General features: G+C 35.8%; 16 protein-coding genes. 9 read left to right on the forward strand and 7 right to left on the reverse strand.

The features are described 5' to 3' along the window. Positions 1–80 precede the first annotated feature (80 nt). The 4 genes from ACZ1AQ_RS02530 to ACZ1AQ_RS02545 form a co-directional block, all read right to left on the reverse strand. Entirely contained in the window at positions 81–2,438 is a 2,358-nt protein-coding gene (locus ACZ1AQ_RS02530) for an alpha/beta hydrolase family protein (RefSeq protein WP_489631379.1), read from the reverse strand. Positions 2,439–2,444: 6 nt separating this feature from the next. Beyond that, a complete protein-coding gene (locus ACZ1AQ_RS02535) occupies positions 2,445–2,975 on the reverse strand; it encodes a hypothetical protein (protein WP_489631380.1) in 531 nt (176 codons plus the stop codon). Positions 2,976–3,094: 119 nt separating this feature from the next. Further along, entirely contained in the window at positions 3,095–3,916 is an 822-nt protein-coding gene (locus ACZ1AQ_RS02540; protein ID WP_489631381.1) for a Cof-type HAD-IIB family hydrolase, read from the reverse strand. 100 nt (positions 3,917–4,016) lie between these two features. Then, on the reverse strand, positions 4,017–4,970 hold the full coding sequence (locus ACZ1AQ_RS02545; RefSeq protein WP_489631382.1) for a PhoH family protein: 954 nt from the start codon (positions 4,968–4,970) through the stop codon (positions 4,017–4,019). 107 nt (positions 4,971–5,077) lie between these two features. Here ACZ1AQ_RS02545 and ACZ1AQ_RS02550 point away from each other — a divergent pair, with 107 nt between their 5' ends. The 5 genes from ACZ1AQ_RS02550 (at position 5,078) to dnaN (ending at position 9,951) form a co-directional block, all read left to right on the forward strand. Then, the gene (locus ACZ1AQ_RS02550; RefSeq protein WP_489631383.1) at positions 5,078–5,905 is read left to right on the forward strand and encodes an SAM hydrolase/SAM-dependent halogenase family protein; all 828 of its coding nucleotides are present in this window, start codon (positions 5,078–5,080) and stop codon (positions 5,903–5,905) included. A 47-nt stretch (positions 5,906–5,952) separates the two neighbouring features. Further along, complete coding sequence (locus ACZ1AQ_RS02555) at positions 5,953–6,249, forward strand: putative quinol monooxygenase (RefSeq protein WP_489631384.1); 297 nt, start codon at positions 5,953–5,955, stop codon at positions 6,247–6,249. 71 nt (positions 6,250–6,320) lie between these two features. Further along, positions 6,321–7,046, forward strand: coding sequence for a gliding motility-associated ABC transporter permease subunit GldF (gene gldF, locus ACZ1AQ_RS02560; RefSeq protein WP_489631385.1), 726 nt, complete (start codon positions 6,321–6,323; stop codon positions 7,044–7,046). Beyond that, entirely contained in the window at positions 7,046–8,731 is a 1,686-nt protein-coding gene (gldG, locus tag ACZ1AQ_RS02565; protein ID WP_489631386.1) for a gliding motility-associated ABC transporter substrate-binding protein GldG, read from the forward strand. Before gldF ends, gldG begins: the two co-directional genes overlap by 1 nt. Positions 8,732–8,832: 101 nt before the next feature. Next, the gene (gene dnaN / locus ACZ1AQ_RS02570; protein ID WP_489631387.1) at positions 8,833–9,951 is read left to right on the forward strand and encodes a DNA polymerase III subunit beta; all 1,119 of its coding nucleotides are present in this window, start codon (positions 8,833–8,835) and stop codon (positions 9,949–9,951) included. A 735-nt stretch (positions 9,952–10,686) separates the two neighbouring features. On the opposite strand, the gene ACZ1AQ_RS02575 is transcribed toward dnaN, so the two are convergent. Beyond that, the gene (locus ACZ1AQ_RS02575; RefSeq protein WP_489631388.1) at positions 10,687–12,459 is read right to left on the reverse strand and encodes a MutS-related protein; all 1,773 of its coding nucleotides are present in this window, start codon (positions 12,457–12,459) and stop codon (positions 10,687–10,689) included. A 283-nt stretch (positions 12,460–12,742) separates the two neighbouring features. Next, entirely contained in the window at positions 12,743–13,588 is an 846-nt protein-coding gene (locus tag ACZ1AQ_RS02580) for a universal stress protein (RefSeq protein WP_489631389.1), read from the reverse strand. A gap of 197 nt (positions 13,589–13,785) precedes the next feature. On the opposite strand from ACZ1AQ_RS02580, the gene mnmE reads away from it, so the two are divergent. The 3 genes from mnmE (at position 13,786) to ACZ1AQ_RS02595 (ending at position 16,373) form a co-directional block, all read left to right on the forward strand. Then, the gene (mnmE, locus tag ACZ1AQ_RS02585; RefSeq protein ID WP_489631390.1) at positions 13,786–15,174 is read left to right on the forward strand and encodes a tRNA uridine-5-carboxymethylaminomethyl(34) synthesis GTPase MnmE; all 1,389 of its coding nucleotides are present in this window, start codon (positions 13,786–13,788) and stop codon (positions 15,172–15,174) included. Then, positions 15,175–15,534, forward strand: a complete 360-nt coding sequence (locus ACZ1AQ_RS02590; protein WP_489631391.1) for a hypothetical protein — start codon at positions 15,175–15,177, stop codon at positions 15,532–15,534. An 80-nt stretch (positions 15,535–15,614) separates the two neighbouring features. Continuing rightward, positions 15,615–16,373 carry a S1/P1 nuclease gene (locus tag ACZ1AQ_RS02595; protein WP_489631392.1) on the forward strand — a complete coding sequence of 253 codons (759 nt, stop codon included), beginning with the start codon at positions 15,615–15,617 and terminating at the stop codon, positions 16,371–16,373. A gap of 336 nt (positions 16,374–16,709) precedes the next feature. Here the strand turns inward: ACZ1AQ_RS02595 and menD are convergent, their stop codons facing one another. Next, positions 16,710–18,368 (reverse strand): 2-succinyl-5-enolpyruvyl-6-hydroxy-3-cyclohexene-1-carboxylic-acid synthase, encoded by a 1,659-nt coding sequence (menD, locus tag ACZ1AQ_RS02600; RefSeq protein ID WP_489631393.1) that lies wholly within the window; start codon positions 18,366–18,368, stop codon positions 16,710–16,712. A gap of 137 nt (positions 18,369–18,505) precedes the next feature. Here menD and ACZ1AQ_RS02605 point away from each other — a divergent pair, with 137 nt between their 5' ends. After that, positions 18,506–19,003: a GNAT family N-acetyltransferase gene (locus ACZ1AQ_RS02605; RefSeq protein ID WP_489631394.1), complete on the forward strand. Its 498-nt coding sequence runs from the start codon at positions 18,506–18,508 to the stop codon at positions 19,001–19,003. Positions 19,004–19,196 lie beyond the last annotated feature (193 nt).

Raw genomic sequence — 19,196 nt, forward strand, 5'->3', positions numbered from 1 at the left:
TTGTATGTTGTGTGTGTTTTTTAAAGAACGCAAATTTAAAACTATTTATAGGAGCAAGCAAAGAAAAGCGTTGGTATAATTTATTTAGGCTCTTTTTTTCCGATAGTTGATTCAAACAATTGCAAAATTCTACTGTATTCATCCACCCATGAATAGGTTTCTCTGAAACCATGGGCTTCTACAGGGAACGAAGCTAAACTCCAATTTTTCTTCCCAAGTTCAATAAATCGTTGCGAAATACGAACAATATCTTTGTATTCTACATTATCATCAACCATTCCGTGAAGCATCAACAGATTTCCTTCCAATTTATCTGCGTAATATATTGGAGAGCTTTTTTGAAAAGCAATGGGATCCGTTTCAGGGAAATTCAAAATATTACCTGTGTAACCATGATTGTAGTGTGCCCAATCGGTTACAGAACGAAGGGCTGCACCAGAGGCAAATTCTTTTGGCGTGGTGAGCATAGCCATCAAAGTAATAAAACCACCATAAGATCCGCCATAAATCCCTACCCTGTTTGGGTCAATTCCGTATTTGTCTACCAATACTTTTTTTCCATCTATATGATCTGAAAGGTCTTTTCCTCCCATAAAACGATAAATACCCGTTCTTACATCTCTTCCATACCCATCACTACCCCTGTAGTCAATATCTAGTACGGTATAACCTAAATCCGTCAACAAGTTATGAAACATGTATTCTCTATGGTAATTGCTCCAATAATTGTGGGCATTTTGTAAATATCCCGCCCCATGTACAAAAATAACCGCAGCCTTATTTGATTTATTCTCTTCTGGTTGGTATAATCTCGCGTAAACGCTTGCTCCATCTTGTGCTTTATAAGTAATCACTTCTGGCTTTCTCCATTTGTAGCTTTTGAATGCTTCTGAAGTAGAGTTTGTAATAGGATTAAGCTTTGCATTTTTCACATTAGAGGCTATGTATAATTCCCATGGCTTGTCTTTATACGAATAACGAACTAATAATGTTGTTTCATCCGGCGATATACTCACTTCATGTGCACCATCCGAAGTTAATATTGGTTGTAAAACTCCACCACTAACATTCAACTTATAAAACTCACGATTTCCAGGATGCGTAGTATTGGTTGACAAATAGAATGTTTTCTTATCTTTTGACAAGGTAACGTCTCGCACTTCCCAGTTACCAGTAGTTACTTGTGTTTTCTTTTTTGTCTTCAAATTATAGGTATACAAATGAGAAAAACCCGTAGCTTCAGATTGGAAATAAATGGTTTCATTGTCATACAAAAAGCCCAAATTCCCGGAACCAAATGAATAGGAAGGAATGCCAGGTCCGCCAATCCAAGCCTCGTCATGTTGGTGGTCTAATTCTTCTAAAGTACCGTTTTCTAGATTGAGATTTACTAACCAACGCTCTTTGTTGTCTTGGCTTCGGATTTCTACCACCGCAAAGGACCCCGTTTCGTTGTAGACTGGGTCTTGAGCAATAATTAATTTTTCCTCTTTGTCTTTCTTTTTCAGATTATCATATAACGCATAATATTCTGGCTGGTCTTTGATATGTGATAATTTTGAAAAATTAATCATGTATACCGTGTCTTTGGCAACATTATAGATACCCATTTTAGAATTTACTAAGTTTTTGACAGACACTTTCTCTTTTGTATCTGGTGACTGATTGTATCCATCAGCAGTGATGAACACTTCCATTTTTTCACTTCTGTTTTTCGCTTCTTGTGTCAGTCTAAATGTAGCAAACCTTCCATCAGGACTCATTTTAAGAGCTCCCAATTCATCCTCTCCGTACCAATACTCTTTTGGAAAATCAGACTTAATTGCCTTAGCTCGATCTGCATTCCATTTCTTTTTGGCTTCTTGGTCTCTAATAAATTGAAATAGCTCGGTTTGTTGTGTTTTCAAAAATGATTTTTCCTCTTCCTTTTTAGCTTTTGAAGTGCCTTTTTTGAAATTAGTCACTTGAAGTAATGTACCTGCTTTGGTATCAAACTGCATCAAATTATCATTCTGTTCAAAAAACAAAACACCATCCTTGCTTCCTAATTCTAAATTAGTAATAGATGCATTGCTAGCATATAGCTTTTTGGCCACTTTGTCTTTTATCACATAAGAAAAAATTGCCCCTTTGTTACTATAATAACCTATAGTCCCACTCTTGTTAACTTTGATGTTATATCTCGAAAAAGCTGCTTCTTCGGGTGTGGCTAATTTTGGTGATGTCGCGCCTTTTTGCCAAAAATACGTACTTGCTCCCCATTCTTTGTTGGGATTCCATTCAAAAAAAACTTTCTGTCCATCAACCGACCAGCGAGGATTTTCAGGTTGCCAACCAATGAAATCATTTCCTTTCATGATTTCCTCTAGTTTAAGCGATTGGTTATAACCAATGAAAGCGGTTAAAAGTAAAAAAAGGGGCCATTTGTTTTTTATCATTTGTATTTATTTAATTAAGTTTAAAAATCCTTCTCCGTTGTTATCAATTGATTTTATAAATTCTTCTTCGGTAATGGTATCTAGCATTCTAATATTTTCCATTGAAGTAAGGCAAAAACTTGCTTCGAGTATAGAATTGGTATTTAAAAAATATACGATTGCATCTCCTTTATCATTTTTTTCTTTTAAAAATGCTGGTATCCAACATCCATTATATTGCAACAATACAGGGATTTTAGGAGGAATAATGGGTATTTCTTCCTTTTTACCATCATTTATTAACTTTTGCTTTGCTAATTCTTTGTGTTTTTCATAGCCTGGCAAATATGTTTTTAATTTATCATCAATTGAATCACTAATACGTCTAAAGAAACTCAATCGCACTAAAAAACCACAAATAAGCAAAAAAGAAAAAAGAAGAACAACCCCAAAAACATTGGCCATATTATTGCCTAAAATAGTATCCAAACCTAAAAACTTAGCCATTCCGCTACCAAACTTAGCAAAGAAACCAAAAGTTTTTTGAACAATAATCAATAAAACATATAGGGGTAATAAAAATAAAACCCCAGCAATTACATTGTTTTTAAAATCATCTATACGTTTTTCCATGTCATAAAGAATTGGTTAATACATAAATTAAATTGCCTTAATTATCATTTTTCTTTTAAAATATTTTGAGTGATATAATCTGCAACTGCATTGTCATTATTAGAAGCTATCACTTCCAAATGCTGTAATTTATTTTTCAAAGTGTCTGGAGCATTCTGCATAATCAATCCTTTTGCCACTGCATTGAGCATTCTTTCATCATTAAATCCATCTCCAAAGGCAATGGCGTTTTCAAAAGTAAACCCTTGTTCATGCAATATTCTTTCGATGGCAAAACTCTTATCTACCGACTTATCCATAAACTCCAAGCAAAAAGGCAAACTAAAAGCATGACAAAGATGCTCTGAGTGAGTCTCCAGAATTTGATCTTTTAAGGCTTGTAAAACTTCATGGCTATCATGAGTAAAAAAAAGTTTTATAGCGCTATAATCTGTCAAACTACCAAAATCAACTACTTCTGGAGGATAAGATAAATCACGCTGAAAACTGTTGATTTTCTTATTTGTTTTAGATGTTAGCCAGACATTTTCTTTGAAAAGTACAGTTGTAATTGTAGGATCAATATCCAATTGAAAAACAGATGCAATAACATCACTCTTAATATCAAATGCAAATAAAAGTTCCTGATTTGGAGAATGTATCCTTGCACCATTTGAAGTTACTAAATATAGAGGAATTTCTAATTCTTTGATGATTGCTTGGGCATCTATATGATGTCTCCCTGTAGCAATGACAATAGTATATCCATTTCTGTACAACTGACGGAATACAGCTTTGGTCTCTGGTGTGATTTGATGATTTGAATTAAGTAAGGTACCGTCTAAATCTGAGACAATTACTTTGATGTTTGAGTGTATATCCTTCATTATAACCCCTCTCCTTCTTGTTTTTTTTCATAAATAATAAAGCGAAAAGAACCGCTTGAAACTGGCTAATTCTTTTCGCTTATCTAACTAAATTTAAAAACTAATAATCATTGTTTTCAATCTGTTTGTAAGCATCGATTACTTTTTTGACCAAGCGATGACGAACAATATCTTTATCATCTAAATAAATAATTCCAATTCCTTCTATATCCTTTAGAACCAATAAGGCTTCTTTGAGTCCTGAAATGGTCCGTCTTGGTAAATCTACCTGACCTGGATCTCCAGTAATCATGAACTTCGCACATTTTCCCATACGAGTCAGGAACATTTTCATTTGAGAATGTGTGGTGTTTTGAGCTTCATCTAGAATAACAAATGCATGATCTAAGGTGCGTCCCCTCATGAAAGCCAAAGGTGCAATTTGAATAATCCCTTTAGAGATGTAGTCTTCTAATTTTTCATTAGGTATCATATCCCGAAGCGCATCATATAAAGGTTGCATATACGGATCAAGCTTTTCTTTCATATCTCCAGGCAAAAAACCTAAATTTTCTCCAGCTTCGACTGCTGGTCTGGTCAATATGATTTTTTTGACTTGTTTTTCTTTTAGGGCCTTTACGGCCATCGCTACTCCAGTATAGGTTTTTCCTGTTCCAGCCGGTCCTACAGCAAACACCATATCGTTTTTATTCAAAGTATCCACCAACAATTGCTGGTTTGGCGTCATGGCTTTGATTATTTTACCTCCTACTCCATGTACTAAAATTTTGTCGTAATCGGCCATTTTTCGATTGTCCTGAGCATCATTCATAATCACTCTTTCAATCACATTTAAGTCGATATTGTTGTATCTTGTAAAATGTAGCATGAGTCTTTGGAATTGTTTTTCAAATTCATCTAAGACATCTTTTTCTCCAAAAGCTTTTAAAGTAGACCCACGAGCCACAATTTTAAGCTTGGGATAATATTTTTTAATCATTTCAAGATGAGAATCTTGAGCGCCCCAAAAGTCTTTTGGAGCAATATCAACAAGCTCGATGGTTCTTTCGTTCAAAATGGAGTAGTTTTTAATTAAAAATAATAGCTTAAATTAGTAGCTTTGCATATCTCAAATTTAAGCAAAATAGCTTTAAATTGCCCGAAATAGTTATAAACAAAATTATGTCAATAATTACTCTTACTACCGATTACGGCTTAAAAGACTACTTTGTAGGCGCTCTTAAGGGTAAGATATTAACGACAAATCCAGATCTTACCATAGTCGATATCTCACATGAAATTGATCCTTTCAATATTGTTGAAGCAAGTTACATTCTAAGTGCTGCTTATGCTAGTTTCCCAAAAGGAACCGTCCATTTGATTGGTGTAGATATCGAATTAAATAAAGAGAATCAACATATTGCCATACAGTGGAACGACCATTACTTTATTGCAGCAGATAATGGCATTTTGAGTATGTTATGTCAAAAAATAGTCCCTCAAAAAATGGTTGCCATCAACATACATGATCGTTTACATCATGGCGCATCCGATTTAGATGTTTTTGTACAAGTGGCCTGTCATTTGGCTAACGGTGGACTTCTCAATGTGATTGGCAAGGAAATACAATCCATTAAAGAAGTAACTGAAATGCAAGTTTCCTTAAACGATCAAGGCACACAACTATCTGGTTCAGTAATGTACATCGATCATTTTGGTAATGTGGTGACCAATATTACCAAAACTCAATTCACAGAAGCCGCCAAAGGAAGAGCCTTTGAGATAGTTTTAAAAACCAAAAGCATCAAAACCATTGTACCAAATTATTCAGCCATTGCTGTTTCTGACAAATATCCAATCAAATATTATGAAGGAGAAAAACTGGCACTTTTTAACGAAGCAGGTTATTTAGAAATTGCCATTTATCGCAGTAATCCCTCAAAAGTTGGTTCGGCACATAGTTTATTGGGATTGAATTATAGAGACACTATAACTATCAAGTTTTCATAAAACAAATTCCTTACAAAAATCAATACATTATAAATACTTAAAACTACATGTTTGTACGAATCGTAAAATTGAGTTTTCATCCAGAGCACAGAGCTGCATTTTTAGCCAATTTTGAAGTAATGAAACACCAAATTCGAAATGCACCTGGTAACTGTTTATTAGAATTATATCAGGACAAATCCAATGAAAACATATTTTTCACTTACAGTTATTGGGAATCAGAGGCCGACTTAGAAAATTACAGACAATCTGCTTTGTTTAATGAGGTGTGGAGTTTTACCAAAAAATTATTCAACGCCAAACCCGAGGCTTGGAGCGTGGATAAAATAGTAAGTTTGGCTTAAATTTGCTGTTTTGAATCAACAGTAACAAACACTTTTACCGTTAACCCCTAGACATAAAAAATATTAAAAATATGAAATCAATCGTAATTAGAGAAATAAAATCTTTTTTTGGCTCTCCTGTGGGCTATTTGGTCATCGCCTTGTTTTTACTCATAAATGGTTTATTCTTATGGGTATTTGAAGGAGATTACAACATTCTCAATTCCGGCTTTGCAGATATGACTCCTTTATTTACCGTATCCCCGTGGATTCTACTTTTTTTAATTCCTGCAGTTACAATGAGAAGTTTTTCGGACGAAAAAAAACAAGGTACTTTGGAATTATTATTAACCAAGCCCTTGAGTATTTGGGAAATTGCAAGCGGTAAATTTTTAGGAGCAGTACTCTTGATTGCACTTGCTATCTTACCCACTTTGTTTTATGTGTACATCATCTCAAGTTTAGGATTCCCAGAAGGCAATATTGATATGGGAAGCACCATTGGCTCTTATTTTGGATTACTTTTCTTAATTGGAGGCTACACTTCAATTGGCATTTATACTTCTACACTTTCTGAAAACCAAATTGTAGCGTTTATTATTGCTGTGTTTTTGTGTTTTGTGTTTTATTTTGGCTTTGATGGATTAGCCAATGTATTTAAGGGATGGAGCTCCTATATCACCTTTTTTGGTATGCAAGATCACTTTAAAAGTATGAGTCGAGGCGTTTTGGATACTCGTGACATTCTTTATTTTATAAGCCTTACTATTTTATTTTTATCCTTTACTGTTTTTAACCTAAAATCTTTTAAAGCGTAATGAAGACCTCTAAAAAAAACAATCTTACCCAGCTTCTTTATATTTTTTTGGTATTAGTTGCATTACAGGTTATAGGCTCTTTTTTCTTTTATCGTTTTGATTTGACTAAAGATAAAAGATATACCCTCTCTACTACTTCATTAAACATACTGCAAGAAGTTAAAAATCCTTTGGCAGTGAAAGTCTACATGCAAGGAGATTTACCCGCAGAATTCAAGCGTTTACAACAAGAAACCAAACAAATTCTAGAAGAATTCCAGGCTTACAATAGCAATATTGTGTTTGAGTTTGTTGACCCTATGGAAAATCAGGAAGAAAGTATGGATCTCATTAAAGATTTGTACAGAAAAGGCTTAACTCCCATTAACATCACAGTAGATGATAAAGGTAAACAATCTCAAGCCTTAGTTTTTCCTTGGGCAATTGCTACTTATGACAACAGAGAAGTGGCAATTCCTTTGCTTAAAAACCAAATGGGAACCTCTACTACTCAAAAAGTGATAGGTTCGGTTCAACATTTAGAGTATTCGCTTTCGGATGCTTTCAATAAAATTACCAAAGCCAAACAGAAAAAAGTTGCCATTATTAAAGGAAATGGAGAATTAAAAGAGGCCTTTATTGCTAAATTTTTATTGCAAGTAAGAGAGAGTTACTTTATTGCTCCATTTACACTCGACTCAGTAGCAACGAATCCTGAGGGAAGCTTACAAGCTTTAAAAGAATATGATTTAGCCGTAATTGCTAAACCAACAGAAGCATTTAGCGAAAGCGAAAAACAAGTTTTAGATCAATTCCTAATGCATGGCGGAAAAACCATCTGGTTAGTTGATCAAGTAGTTGCTGAAATGGATAGTTTATACAATCCTTCAGGTGCTAGTCTTGCTTTTCCAAGAGACTTGAATGTCAATGATTTGTTTTTTAAATATGGCATACGTATCAACCCAGATCTTATAAAAGACGAGCAAGGGAGCCCGATACAATTGGCTTCAGGAGAACCAGGAAGTGCTACCCGCTTTCAACAATTCAATTGGAAATACGCGCCATTAGTGACTCCAACAAGCAAGCATCCCATTGTGAAAAATTTAGGTGGTATCAAATTTGATTTTGCCAACTCTATTGATACGCTCAAAAACAAAATCAAAAAAACAGTTTTATTGCAATCGTCTCCCTATTCTAAACGTATAGGAACCCCTACAGCCATTAACTTATCTATGGTTTCCGAAAGCACCAGCCCTGCAGACTATCCCAATACTGGTAATATTCCAATGGCCGTTTTATTAGAAGGTTCGTTCCATTCTGCTTTTGAGAATAGAATAAAAGCTTTCGAACAAGCTAATTTTCAATCCACTAGTAAGCCTACCAAAATGATTGTTGTCTCAGATGGTGATATTCTTCGCAACCAACTCGATAAAAATCAATTACCTGTAGAACTAGGCTACGATCAACGCTCAGGAAATCTCTACGATAACAAAGATTTTCTGATGAATAGTATAAATTACTTATTAGACGATAGTGGACTTATTAACATTAGAAGTAAAGATTTAGATCTTCCTTTATTAGATAAAGAAAAAGTATATGCCAATTACACTTACATACAAGTCCTAACTATCGGGCTTCCAATTCTAATTTTAGGAGTTTTTGGTCTTTTGTTTACTTATCTTCGTAAACGTAAATATGCTCGCTAAGTGTTAATAAAAAAAATGAAAATGTAAACTAGTTTAAGATATATTTGTAATCAGGTATTCTACCCTAGTTATTTATAGAATCCAAAAATAAAACAATACAGATGAAATTTATAGTATCGAGTTCGTACTTATTAAAACAATTGCAAGTATTAGGTAGCGTAATCAATAGTAGCAATACTTTACCTATTTTAGACAACTTTCTATTTGAATTAGACAATAACCAATTGACGGTTTCTGCTTCTGATTTAGAAACTACCATGTCTGCTACATTAGCAATTGATTCTACCAGCAAAGGCAGTGTTGCAGTACCAGCTAAATTACTTTTAGAAATCTTAAAAACATTCCCAGAACAACCTCTAACATTTACTGTAGAAGAAAATAGTACTATAGAAATTAGTTCTAATTCTGGAAAATATGCCTTGGCTTATGCCCCTGGTGATGAATTCCCGAAAGCTGTTAGCCTTGACGAACCTTCTGTAACCCTAGTTCCTGCTGATGTTCTAGCAACTGCCATAAGCAAGACTATTTTTGCAGCGGGTAACGATGATTTACGTCCGGTAATGTCTGGAGTATTTTTTCAGTTCTCGCCACAAGGATTGATTTTTGTAGCAACAGATGCCCATAAATTAGTAAAATATGCTCGTACAGACGTTACCGCTTCTGAAGTAGCAGACTTTATAATGCCCAAAAAACCATTGACTATTTTAAAAAGTATTCTTTCTGCTTCAGATGCTGAAGTTAAAATTGAATACAATGATAGCAATGCCACTTTCTCTTTTGACAATTATATTTTGATGTGTCGTTTAATTGACGGAAAATACCCAAATTACGAAGCAGTTATTCCAAAAGAGAACCCAAACAAGCTTATCATCGATCGCACTTTGTTCCTAAGTTCAGTGCGTCGTGTGGCGATCTTTTCTAACAAAACAACACATCAAATTCGTCTAAAAATCGCTGGTGCCGAATTAAACGTATCTGCAGAAGATATTGATTACTCCAACAAAGCCGAAGAGCGTTTGACTTGTGATTATCAAGGAGACGATATGCAAATTGGCTACAACTCTCGCTTCTTAACCGAGATGTTGACCAATCTTCAATCTGATATGATTATGCTTGAAATGTCTTTACCAAACCGCGCTGGAATTTTAACCCCGGTAGATGGTTTAGAAGAAGGTGAAACCGTTACTATGCTTGTAATGCCAGTAATGCTTAATAGCTAATCTACATGTTTTTAAACTAACCAAAACCAATACTTTTTCTTGAATCCGTAATTCCTAACCAGTTTTACGGATTTATTTTTTTTTGGAGCAGAAAGAATGGGATTTTCTAGAAACATCCGTCCCGCACTCCGTTACACCCGAGCGCTAGCGAATTGACGAAGTAATCTTTGTTACCGAACCCCAGCAACAAAGGATTTCCACTACGGTCGGGGCTAAAAGTAATGATTTGGCTACTTTCATCACTTCAGAAAACTGTTATTTTAATCTATACGACCTGCGAGATTTTTAAAACCTTGCAGGTCTTAATCTATAACTATACTTTCCGAAATACCTACAAGGTCAAAAAAAGAACTTGCAGGAAATCTCTTAAAAACCAATAAACTCTACACCACCTGCAAGATTTTTAAAACCTTGTAGGTCTTAATCTATAACCATGCTTTCCAATATACCTACAAGGTCAAAAAAATACCTTGCAGGAAATCTCAAAAAAACTAATTCACTCTATACGACCTACAAGGTTTTTAAAACCTTGTAGGTCTAATCTCTAACCATAACTTTCGAAATACCTACAAGGTCAAAAAAAGACCTTGCAGGAAATCTCAAAAAAACCAATGCACTCTACACCACCTGCAAGGTTTTTAAAACCTTGTAGGTCTTAATCTATAACTATACTTTCCGAAATACCTACAAGGTCAAAAAAAAGACCTTGCAGGAAATCCAAAAGAAAACTATTGATTAAATGACCCCCATCTTTTTCATCAAAAAGGTAGCACTCTTGTTTTGGCAAATACCTTCTCGTAATTGATAATCAAAATGTAATTCGTCATTTTTAATTTCGACTTCGAAACATTTATTGGTCAATATTTGTGGGAATTCGTTGGTAGTCAAACACACTTCAATATCGTGGGTTGCAATTGCTCCTATTGCTTTTTTGGCAATTACTTTTTTGACTACCTCAATCGTTCCGCTACGCTTGTCATCGGAATTCGTGCCACGCAAAATTTCATCTAATAAAACAAAAGCAGGACTTTCGTCCAATCCATCCATAATTTGCTTGAGGCGCTTGATTTCGACAAAAAAGTAGGATTCACTATCCGATAACGAATCCGATAATCGCATCGATACTAACACCGGCATAGGATGCACATTCGCTTGGGTAGCACAAACAGGCGCACCCATTCCCGCCAAAACCATATTGACTCCCAAGCTTCGCAAAAAAGTACTTTTGCCCGACATATTGGAACCTGTCAAAATTATAAAGGATTGAGGATAAAAAGTTACTGTATTCCCTACTCTAGTTTTTGGATTCAGTAAAGGATGACTCAAATTTTCAAAAGCAATTTTATATTCCTTATTCAATTTTGGATAAGCAAAATCAGGATTATTAAATGAAAAATTGGCCAAACTATTAAGCATTTCAAATTCACCAATTACGACTAAGCTTTGTTCCAAATTGATCGCATGATTTTTCTTCCAATTTACAATGGCTTTCAATAGGTGAAGGTTATATAGAAAAAAACCATTGAATAGTATAGAAACCAAAAAATTACTAGTAGTATCCATTTTTGAAAACAAATTGGATAATTGCTTTAACTGTACACTTACTGGTTGACTTTCTTGAACCAATTGTTGTTGCAAATGAATTGCTTTCTGGCTACTGAATTTTTCGTTTTCTATTTTTTCAATCAGTAAGCTATAGTTATAAACAATCGTATTGATTTCTGATGAATGTGCCGTCTCAGACAAAATCCGTTTTAGAAAAACCCCAGCGGTTGCTAAATTGACCATAAACAATAGTCCAAAAAACTTAGCTAAAACCAAATTGGAAGTCAGTCCGTAACTAATACCCAAAATCATTAAAACTACAGGTGAAACATACGCAAAAATCATAGCTAATTGAGGCACTGATTCACTATTGAAAACACTCCATCGCAATAACTTTTGATACATAACTTCGCTATCCTTGCCAACTTTGGCTGTAGCCAAAAAATGTTGACGCCAATCTATTTTTTCACGTAACTCTTTTGTTGCTTCTTGAATTTGCTCAATTATCGTGATGGTATTACCCTTTAACAAATGAGAGGCTAATGTTTTTTTCCCCATGTAAGTTCCGGTGCGATTCAGACTTTGGAATAAAGACTGTTGACCAAAAATATCTAAATCATACGCATACGGATGATGAAAATCATTGAACCCTATGCCGTCTTCGAAAGGGATTGTTTTACGTTCTAAAAAATCAATTTCATCAGTATTTATGGCAACTAATGCTTGAGCGATTTTCTTTTGGTACGCGACACGTGTATGCCAACGCATTAAAACAAAAAAAGCTACAACAGCTATACTACCCAAAATAACTAAACTACTTCTATCGTTTTTTTGATATCCGTAAACAGCCAAAATCACTAACAAAACAGCTACCAAACGCCCAAGACTTATGCGATTGTATTGTTGTTGTAATTGTTCTACTTGGGCTTCGTAAAGCGCTTTTTTGTGTATGTAAATTTCCATTAGAATATTGTAGTATGAAAAGCAAATATAAGTGTTTTCAAAACTTATGGAAGAAGAAAAAAAACAGACACAGATTAGACAGATTGACACAGATAAATCTTTGTGTGCTTCATGCTAAAAAAAACTTCGAATTATAATTAATCGTGTGGTGGTATGCGTGAGGGATTGAAGTGAAGCTCTCCCGATTTTTCATCGGGAAGCGGGAGCGTAAAGCCCGACCCGACCTTTTCGGGAGGGGCACGCCCAAATAAAAAATACTTTCTTTATTATGATTATCTAAGTGCTATGATGAAGTCGTTTCGCTTTGAAGTGCCAAAATTGGAATTTCTGCATAATCTGAAAACTTTCTCGTAAGACTTGGGCTAAACAATTCAACAAAAAAGTTGCGCTTGTAGGTGACCATAGCCAGAACATCAATACTTTTTTGGGAGATGAAATCGATGATTGTGCCTTGTACATCGTCTAGTGGAAGAATGGTAAACTGTACTGGTTCGTTGGCAAAATGGATTTCCCATTCTTTGATTGTCTCAGGTTTTACATCAGAGTGGCTTGTTTTTACGTACAAGCATTTTACTTGTGCCTTTGTTTTTTTGGCAATACTACAAACTAATTCTAAGGCTTTTTTATCTTTTTCTCTAAACTTGGTAGTGAAACCAATGGTTTTTATTTTATGATAAGTAGCCGTAATCGGTACACTTAAAACAGGAACTGAAACAGCAGACAAAACAGAACCAGTATTGGTACCCACAAAAAAGGTTTCCCAGCCTGTAGCTCCGGCGGTTCCCATCACCACAAAATTTATGTTTTCTTCTTTGATAGCTTTTTGAATCGTAGTGACCAAATCCCCATCCATCAAGCGATGGGTAATCTTGACATTTGCCAAACCTTCTTTTTCGGCTATAGCTCTCAGCTTGGGAATTTCGTCTTTGAAAGTATCAAACTCTGCTAGCTGTAACGATTCGTAAATCATGTAGTAGTTATCCGGTGTGAACTGGCTGTCTACTATAGGAAGCTGAAAAGTATGCAATAGCACTAATTCTCCATCGACTACATCAGCCAAATGCAGGGCATGAACAAAGGCATTCGTAGCCACTTCTGAGAAATCTGTTGGGAATAATATCTTTTTCATAGTAAATACAGTTTTAGAAATTACCTTTTAAATACAGTTTAAATTTAAGAAATGTTTAGTCTATATCGGCTGATATTTGTCAGTTTACCATATATTTAACTATAAGATAATACTTCACTAACAAGTACCAAGGCTTGTCAGTAGTAATTGCAAAGCCAATACTTTTGCTTACTTTTGCAAACAAATAGACAACTCACATGATTCCAAACGATTCTATAGTTGCTTTAGCTACACCTTCTGGTGCTGGAGCCATTGCCATCATTCGTATTTCTGGTCAAGATGCCATTCAAATTGGCAATGCTGTTTTTCGTTCTATCAAAAACAAAGACTTGACTACCCAAAAAACACATACCTTGCATTTGGGACATATTATGGATGGAGAGAAGACCTTGGACCAAGTATTGGTTTCGATTTTCAAAGGACCTAATTCTTATACGGGAGAAAATACGATTGAAATTTCGTGTCACGGTTCTACGTATATCCAGCAGCAAATTATTCAGTTGTTATTGCGTAAAGGATGCCGAATGGCTGATGCCGGTGAATTTACCCTCAGAGCCTTTTTGAATGGAAAATTGGATTTGTCCCAAGCCGAAGCCGTTGCCGATTTGATTTCGTCAGACAATGAAGCAAGCCACCAAATTGCCATGCAACAAATGCGTGGAGGTTTCTCTAACGAGATTGCCAAACTACGTGAAGAATTATTAAATTTTGCTTCACTCATCGAACTCGAATTGGATTTTGCCGAAGAAGATGTAGAATTTGCTGATAGAACTCAATTTCACGAATTGGTTAACCGAATCGAATTTGTGTTGAAACGCTTGATTGATTCTTTTGCAGTTGGAAATGTAATCAAAAACGGAATTCCCGTAGCCATTGTTGGCGAACCCAATGTGGGAAAATCAACTTTACTCAACGCTTTACTCAACGAAGAACGCGCTATCGTTTCTGAAATTGCGGGTACCACTCGTGATACTATCGAAGACGAATTGGTCATTGGCGGCATTGGCTTCCGATTTATAGACACAGCTGGAATTCGCGAGACCAAAGATTATGTAGAAAGCATTGGTATCCAAAAGACGTTTGAAAAAATTGAGCAAGCGCAAGTTGTAATCTATATAAGCCCCCTAACACCCAAAGGAGGAACTTTGGATAACGTAAAATTGGAACTTGAAAAAATAAAGAATCAGTATCCATTAAAACCTTTGGTAGTAATTATGAATAAAAAAGATTTACTATCCGAAACTGAAATTCAAAACATACAAAATCAAATTCCAAATATCCTTTTGATTTCCGCCAAAAACAAAGAAGGTATCGAAGATTTAAAGAATCAATTGCTTTCGTTCGTCAATACTGGCGCCCTCCGAAACAACGAAACAATAGTCACCAATACAAGACATTATGATTCGTTACTTAAAGCCTTAGAAGAAATTCAGAAAGTAAAATTCGGGCTAGAAACTAATCTGTCTAGTGACCTTATGGCTTTGGATATTCGGGAAGCTTTGTACCAATTCGGATTGATTACAGGACAAGTCACGAATGACGAATTGTTGGGGAATATATTTGCTAATTTCTGTATCGGCAAATAAATGACCCCACAAGATATCATTGGAAGCTACTCCATTTCAGGAAGCAATCAGGAAGCAAACAACACCATTACTTATCAAGGCGTTTTAACGCTAACACTTGATGAGTATGACCGCGTACAAGCCCATTGGTTGATTAACGATGAACAAGTGCAGACCGGTTCTGGATTTTTCAAAAACAATATTTTAGTCATCAATTTTAAGTATAAGGGAGCCGACAAAGTCACTTACAAAGGCGTTGCGGTCTATCAATGCATTACCAAAGACGTATTGGACGGTTTTTGGTCTGAAAAACACGGCGACCCACGTTATTTGGGAACAGAATACGCTTTACGAATCAAAAGTTCCGAATTTCTTAACTAAATCTTAGCGTTTCTAACCATAGGATTCGTGAAAAAACTTGATGCAATACCTTACTTTTGTCGTCCAAATTATTTTAACCCATGAAGAAACAAATTACACTCCTAGTACTAACCGCTTTATTCATCACGCAATCGAGCTTTGCTTGGGGCAAAAAAGGGCACGCCTTAGTGGCCGAAATTGCCTTTACCTATTTAGACCCTTCCGTTCAAGCCATAGTGACAAAATACCTTAATGGACGCTCTATTCAGGATGCCGCCAATTGGATGGACGAACTTCGCGACGACCACTCTTACGACTATCTAAAGCCCTATCATTATGTCAATTTTGACAAAGGTGTAAAAGTAGTCAACCACGAAGGTGACAATATCATTTTCCGATTGACACAAACCATACAGGAACTAAAAAACTACAAAAACCTCTCCGACGAAGACGTAAAAATGAAAATCTGCATCATTTTTCACTTAGTGGGCGATTTGCACCAACCGCTGCATGTGGGTTTTGGTACTGACAAAGGCGGCAATACCCAACAAATAAACTACAACGGAAAAGGTACCAACCTGCATTCTTTTTTTGATAGCGGCATCATCAATGCCCGAAACATTTCGCTAAGCGATTGCTTGTCACTCAACACTTATTCCAAACACCAAATCAAACGCTTAGGCAAAATCAATACTGTAAAATGGGCCAAAGAATCTCGAAGCTACTTACCTACCATCTACGATTACAAAAGCAATGTCATTCCCGAAACCTATGTAGACACCCAAGCCCCAATCATCAAAAAACAATTACTCAATGCAGGACTTAGACTAGCCGCAGTACTAACCTCGATTTTTGGTTAATTCACTTTCGTTTTCATACAATAAGCTTGCTGTTTTCTAGGAGCAGTTCGTTTTTTGCGCACCACACGAGTCGTCCCGCTGTACGCTATATCTTGCTGTGCGAACCCCGCACAGCAAGGATGCCGCTGCCATCGGGGCTAGCATAGAACGTTAGGTTTTCATAAACAAAAAAAAGAAGCATCGTTTTGCAATGCTTCTTTTTAATTAAACTTTGAAATACTAAGTCTTACTTACGCCTGACAGGTTTTAGAAACCTGTCAGGTGTGATGTAAATATTCTGTATCATCAAAATTTGAACTTATTTTCAATATCTACAGATAAACATTATAAAATTCTTTAAATCAACTCTTTGAAATATTGCAATAAGATTTTATCGTTTTCAACTGTTGGGGTGAAAATTTCTAGTAGTTGAGGTTTTTCATTTTGTTGAAACAAAGTAGCAATTGCCTCATCTAAACTTGCAGCATCCGTTGCTTTGCTGTATGCTAAACCATACATTTTGGCTAAATGCTCTGCTGTTAAATGATGTGTGGTTTCGAAGAAAGTATTAAAAACCGGAGTTTCATTATGTCCTGGTAAGATTCTAAAGATGCCTCCTCCTCCATTATTGATGAGAATGATTTTAAAATCGTTCGGAATATAATTGTTCCAAAGGGCATTACTATCATAGAAAAAACCAATATCACCACCCATAAAAACCGTTGTTTTTCCATTAGCAACAGCCGCACCAATAGCAGTAGACGTACTTCCGTCGATGCCACTGGTTCCTCGGTTACAAAAAACTTCAATTGATGGGTCAATATCTATCAACTGAGCGTATCGAATGGCCGAACTGTTACTGATTTGCAACTGTGAATTTTTAGGCAAATTCGAAATTACTTTATCAAAAACCATAAAATCACAAAACGGCATTTTGGACACATACCAATCGTGTTTTTGCTTACGCAAATATTTCACGTGTGCCAATTGAGAAGAATACGTGCTCTTTACCTTTTGTGCCAAAGGATAAAATGCGCTAAAAAAGGTATTCGGATGCACTTCAAAATGATGCGTCAAAGCACCAAAAGTATCATAAGCCCTCAAAGGATCGATGTGCCAATGATGTTTGGGTTTGTAGTTTCGTAAAAAAGCTTTGATGCGTTTAGAAACCACCATTCCTCCAAAAGTCACCAAAATATCGGGTTGAAACTCCTCAAAATCTTCTTTTGTAAAGGGCGTAATGATTGTATCAATATTATTGACAAAACTCGGATGATGAATATTCGAAGTCGTTTCAGTCATCACGATAATCGAATCGTCATTCGCAATCACATTAATCGACTTCGCATTGGCATCCAAACCACTCACGCCTACCAAAATCATTTTCTTTTTGGAGGCATTCCAAATCTCCGCAAAAGGTGTCAAATCGCCCAAAGGCTTATCAACTGTAGCGGGAATGGTTGCGTCTACATGAGCGTTTACTGTAAAAGTTTCAACAGTTTCATACAATGGCTCTTCGAATGGCGCATTGATATGAACGGGACCTTTTTGAGTAATAGAAGCGTTAATCGCTTCGTTGATTTTTACATCATTCTCGAAAGAAGCCTCTTCGGTTAAATTGGCATTGTATAACGAATGATTCAGGAAAACATTTTCTTGACGAATCGTTTGTCCGTCACCAATGTCTATCTTGCTTTGTGGACGGTCTGCAGAAAGTACAATCAACGGAATCTGACTATAAAAAGCCTCGGCAAATGCAGGATAATAATTCAGTACTGCCGAACCAGAAGTACACACCACAGCCACAGGTTTTTGTGTTTGTTGGGCAATTCCCATGGCAAAAAATGCAGCGCAACGCTCATCGGCAATGCTATAACAAGTAAAATCAGGATGACCCGCAAAACCAATCGTTAGAGGGGCATTTCGAGAACCTGGAGAGATAACTATTGTTTGAATTCCTTTGGCTAAAAAAATCTGAAGTATGCTTTGTGCTAAAGGTATTTTGGGATAAACCATTTTTGAAGTTGGAAATTAGATGTTAAAAAGTTAGAAGTTATACTACTTCAACTTGAAGTACAAAGTTACAAACTTGACTGCCCAATTCCTTCAAATAGCATCATTTTTTGCTATTTTTGGATAGAAATATTTTTAAGATGAAAATAGCAATACGCCCATACCATACCGAAGATACTCAAGTCATATTGGATATCATCAACTATAATATTTTGCATTCAACCGCTTTGTATGATTACAACATCAGAACATATGAACAACAAAAAGCGATTTTGGAGGATAAATTGGCCAAAAACTTCCCTGTAATCGTAGCCGAAGCAAATGGTCAAGTGGTTGGTTTTGGAATGTACAGCGAGTTTCGTTTTAGAGAAGCCTATAAATTTACTGTCGAACATTCTGTTTATGTTGCCAATGAATTCCACGGAAAAGGAATTGGAAACCTACTCTTAGCAGAATTAATTACTTTAGCCAAAGCCCAAAAACTCCACACAATGATTGCGGTTATCGACGCAGAAAATCAAGGTAGCGTGTTGTTTCATGAAAAATTCGGATTCAAAACTGTGGGCATCATCAAAGAATCGGGTTATAAATTTGATCGTTGGTTGCATTCGGTATTCATGCAATTGATTTTGGAATAAAGCAATTTTGTGTAGCCACGAATTCACGAATCAAATTTTACTTTACTGATTTAAAGGCTATTGACTATTTTTTTTTCTTCCTTTCAATTGACTCTAAATTTAGCTGGAGTTATTAAGATTGTTGTATCATCTAGTTTCAATTGACTCCAGCTTTAGCTGGAGTTAAAAGGATTGATTGCATCGGCTTTAGCCA

It is taken from the genome of Flavobacterium sp. UM26 (assembly GCF_057922445.1).